Source organism: Arthrobacter sp. HMWF013, from assembly GCF_003061105.1.
Classification (GTDB): domain Bacteria; phylum Actinomycetota; class Actinomycetes; order Actinomycetales; family Micrococcaceae; genus Arthrobacter.
In genome coordinates this window covers 577-4,626 of the sequence record NZ_QAIQ01000564.1, presented here as the reverse complement: position 1 = coordinate 4,626, position 4,050 = coordinate 577, and the positions used below count along the sequence as shown (strand labels likewise).

Here is a 4,050-nt window from a genome sequence, read left to right as displayed (position 1 = left end):
GCACGTGGACACGGTGCCCGTCGGCGACGGAACGGGCCGCCGTGAGCGCCGCCCTGACTTCCGTGGGATGGTGGGCGTAATCGTCAAAGACACGTACGCCGCGGGCTTCGCCCTTCAGTTCAAAGCGGCGGGAGGCGCCGGAAAAGTGTGCCAGGGCGCGGGCTGCCGCGCCGGGATCGACGCCAAGCTCCAGTGCTACGGCGAAGGCGGCTGCGGCGTTAAGGGCGTTGTGCCGTCCCGGCACCTGCAGGTCCAGGGCGGACCGGCCCGCGGCTGAGGAAACTGACACGGCCCCCGGGCCGCCGTCGTGCAGCACCAGGTCGGAGCGGTCCGAGGTTCCGTAGAGAACCACCCTGGTGTTGCCGCGCGCCGCAGTGCGTTCAGCGAGGGCCAGGGCACCGGCGTCGTCGGCGCAGGCTATCAGGACGCCGTCAGCCGGGAGCAGCATGGTAAACCGGTCAAAGGACTCGTAGACGGCCTCGGCCGTGCCGTAGAAATCAAGGTGGTCGGGTTCAACGTTGGTGACCACGGCGATCCGCGGCCGGTAGTTCAGGAAGGATCCGTCCGATTCATCGGCCTCGGCGACGAACACTCCGGAGGTGCCGTGGGCAGCGTTGACACCAAGGGCGGGCACGTTGGCGCCGATGGCGAACGACGGGTCCATCCCGGCGCCCTGAAGCAGGACGGTGATCATGGACGTGGTGGTCGACTTGCCGTGGGTACCTGCGACGGCGACCACCAGGTCCTCCCCCATGGTGGCGGTCAGCGCTTCGGAGCGGTGCAGCACGGGGAGCCCGGCAGCGCGTGCGGCCACCAGCTCGGGGTTGTCGGCTCGGATAGCCGAGCCGGCCACCACCGTCTGGGCATCACCGATGTTGGCCGCACCGTAGCCCACGGCGATCCTCGCGCCAGCGGCAGCGAGCTCGGCCATCACCGGAAGGTCCTTGGCATCGGAGCCGCTGACCTGAACGCCGCGGGCCACCATAATGCGGGCCACGGCGGACATGCCCACGCCGCCGATACCGATGAAATGGACGCGGCCCAGCGATTGCTGGCTGCGGACGCCTGCGGGGGTCATTCGGATACCGCTTCCAGTACAAGATCAGCCATCAGCTGATCGGCGTTTCTTATCCCAAGACGGCGCGAGTTGGCGGCCATGCCGGCGAGCCGGTCCGCGTCTGTGACCAGGGGAATCAGCTCGCGTACCACCCATTCGGGGGTGAAGTCCCGGTCAGGGACCAGGACCGCGCCGCCGGCATTCACCAGTCCGGCGGCGTTGAGGGCCTGCTCACCGTTGCCGATGGGCAGCGGCACAAAAACGGCCGGCACACCCACTGCTGCCACTTCGCTGACAGTCGCTGCGCCGGACCGCGCCAGCAGGACGTCCGCGGCGGCGTACACCAATTCCATGCCATCCACGTATTCGACCTGCCGGTACCCTTCGGCGGTGAGCGGGCCGCCGTCGGGACCTTGGACCGTCTTGCCGCGGCCGGTGATGTGGAGCGTCTGGATCCCGGCACCGGAGAGGTCCTTGACGGAGGCCGCGACGGCACGGTTGATGCTCTGGGCGCCGGACGAACCGCCTGTGACGATCAGCGTGGGCTTCGCCGGATCCAGGTCCAGCGCTTCGCGGGCAGCGGCCCGGGCCGAATCCCTGTCCAGACCCGATATCTCGCGGCGCATGGGCATGCCGACGTGGCTGGCATGGCGCAGGCGGGTGGTGTCAAAGGCCGTGGCGACGTGCCGGGTGAGGAACGATCCCACCCGGTTGGCCAGTCCTGGGCGCGTGTTCGCTTCATGGATGACGATGGGGATGCCCCGGCGCCGGGCCGCGAGGTACAGCGGTGTGCAGACGTAGCCCCCCACCCCCACGAGGACGTCGGCCGACGCGTCGTCAAGGATGCGGCCGGATTGCCGCACAGCTCCGGCCAGCCGGCCGGGCAGCCGCAGCAGGTCCACGGAAGGTTTCCGCGGAAACGGAACGCGGTCGATGGTGGCAAGCTCCAGACCGGCGGCAGGAACCAGGCGGGTCTCCATACCGGCAGGAGTGCCCACCGCAAGCAGCCTGGCGCCCGGCACGGCGGAACGGAGCGCGGCAGCGATGGCCAGCAGGGGGCTGATGTGGCCGGCGGTTCCGCCACCCGCCAGGACGATGGAGAGGTTCTGGGTTCTCATGTGGTGCTAGGTACGCTTTCTGACGGTTTTCTTGCGGCCGGTGGATCCCCGCTTGGCGCCGAACTTCAGTATCTTCTTGGGCCGCAGCGCTGGAGCCATCTGTTCACGGGCGAGGGACAGCACCACCCCTACCGCACATAGCGACATCAGCAGAGCCGAGCCGCCGTAGGAAATGAACGGCAGCGGCACGCCGATGACCGGCATCAGGCCTGTCACCACCGCCATGTTGACGGTGGCCTGCCCCAGCAGCCACACCATGATGGTGCCCGCCAGCACGCGGTGGAACATGTCCTCCTGCGCCACCACCACGCGGTAGATGGCTGCACCGAGGATAGCAAAAAGGACAAGGACGACGACGGTGCCCACCAGGCCGAGTTCCTCGCCGATGATGGCGAAAATGAAGTCGTTGTGGGCTTCCGGAATCCAGCTGTATTTCTGCCGGCTCTGGCCCAGGCCCACGCCGAACCAGCCGCCCGAGGCAAGCCCGTAGATACCGTTGGTTGCCTGGTAGTTGGCGTCAATGCCGTCGGCACAGGACTGCCCTGTCCACCAGGAGGTGATGCGGCACATCCGGTTTGAGCTGGTGACGGCCATGACTGCTGTGCCGGCGGCGGCCACCAGGGCAGCGAACCCGAACAGGTAGAGGGGCACACCGGCAAAGAAAAGAGCCGCAGCCGTGATCATCATGATGATCATCGCCGTCCCGAGGTCGTTGCCCAGGAGCACCAGCCCAATCACCCCGCCCGCCAGCGGCACCGCGGGAATCAGGACATGCGACAGCCGCTGGAGCAGCTTTCCTTTCCTGGCGAGGACCGTGGCCATCCAGAGCGCCAGGGCAAGCTTGGACGCCTCGGACGGCTGGAACGTGATGCCGCCGATGTCGATCCAGTTCTTGTTTCCGTTGACTTCGTCACCGATCAGCTGGACCAGGATCAGCAGGACCAGTGCCCCGCCCAAACCGGGCCACGCCAGGCGTTTAAGCCAGACCACGTTGATACGGGAGAGAACGAACATGGTGAAGATGCCGATGGCAGCGAACATGCCCTGTTTGAGGGCATCCCCGTAGGGCGACTTTCCGGCGGCGATGGATTCAACGCTGGAGGCCGAGAGCACCATCATGATGCCGATGGCGGTCAGGGCGAGGGTGGAACCCAGGATGAGGTAGTAGGTCGAACCGTTCCTGGATGTCCCTGTTCCTTCGAGGGTTGACCAGAAGCCCCGGTACCAGCCCCGGATCCGTGCAGGCAGGGCGGGATGGGACGCCGGCGGCCGGGTGGGCGTGCTGACCATTGTTACTCCTCGCCGGTCTTGGCCTGCCCTTCCACCAGCTCGCGGACAGCTTCGATAAAGGCGTCGCCTCGGTGAGCATAGGAAGAGAACTGATCCATGGAAGCAGCTGCCGGGGCCATCAGGACGGTGTCTCCGGATGCGGCAAGCTGCGCTGCTGACGCCACGGCCCGGACCATCACGGTCTCCCCGGAAACCGGCGAGCCGCCGGCGATGGCTCCGCCCGTAGCGGCAGTCTGCATGTTTTCAGTGTCGCCCGCCGGCGGCAGGATCACGGGGACGTCGGGTGCGTGTCGTTTCAGGGCGTCGGCCAGCGGCGCGGTGTCGGTGCCGATCAGCACCACGGCTTTGAGCCGTGCTGCATGGTCACGGACCAGGTCGTCGTAGCTGACGCCCTTCGACAGACCACCGGCAATCCAAATGACATTGTTGAAGGTCCCCAGGGACGCCGCGGCGGCGTGCGGGTTGGTTGCCTTGGAGTCGTTGACCCAAAGAACGCCGTTTTCGCGGGCAACAGGCTGGATGCGGTGGTTGCCCGGAACATAGGCCTGGATTCCGCGGCGAACCGCCTTTGGATCCACACCGTAG

Annotated in this window: 4 protein-coding genes; all 4 read right to left on the bottom strand. The window is 67.0% G+C overall.

Annotated elements, in window-relative coordinates; genetic code table 11:
* On the bottom strand, window positions 1-1,078 hold a 1,078-nt coding region (gene murC, locus DBR22_RS19300; protein ID WP_108600332.1), incomplete at its 3' end, for a UDP-N-acetylmuramate--L-alanine ligase.
* Window positions 1,075-2,175: an undecaprenyldiphospho-muramoylpentapeptide beta-N-acetylglucosaminyltransferase gene (murG, locus tag DBR22_RS19295; RefSeq protein WP_108600331.1), complete on the bottom strand. Its 1,101-nt coding sequence runs from the start codon at window positions 2,173-2,175 to the stop codon at window positions 1,075-1,077. The genes murG and murC, both read right to left, overlap by 4 nt.
* A gap of 6 nt (window positions 2,176-2,181) precedes the next feature.
* Window positions 2,182-3,465, bottom strand: a complete 1,284-nt coding sequence (gene ftsW / locus DBR22_RS19290) for a putative lipid II flippase FtsW (protein WP_108600330.1) — start codon at window positions 3,463-3,465, stop codon at window positions 2,182-2,184.
* 2 nt (window positions 3,466-3,467) lie between these two features.
* Window positions 3,468-4,050: glutamate ligase domain-containing protein (locus DBR22_RS24810; protein WP_308810239.1), on the bottom strand; the 583-nt coding region annotated here is incomplete at its 5' end.

Excerpts from the sequence above, each read along its gene's own strand:
- murG (WP_108600331.1), bottom strand. The coding sequence starts at position 2,175 with ATGAGAACCCAGAACCTCTCCATCGTCCTGGCGGGTGGCGGAACCGCC.
- ftsW (WP_108600330.1), bottom strand. The coding sequence starts at position 3,465 with ATGGTCAGCACGCCCACCCGGCCGCCGGCGTCCCATCCCGCCCTGCCT.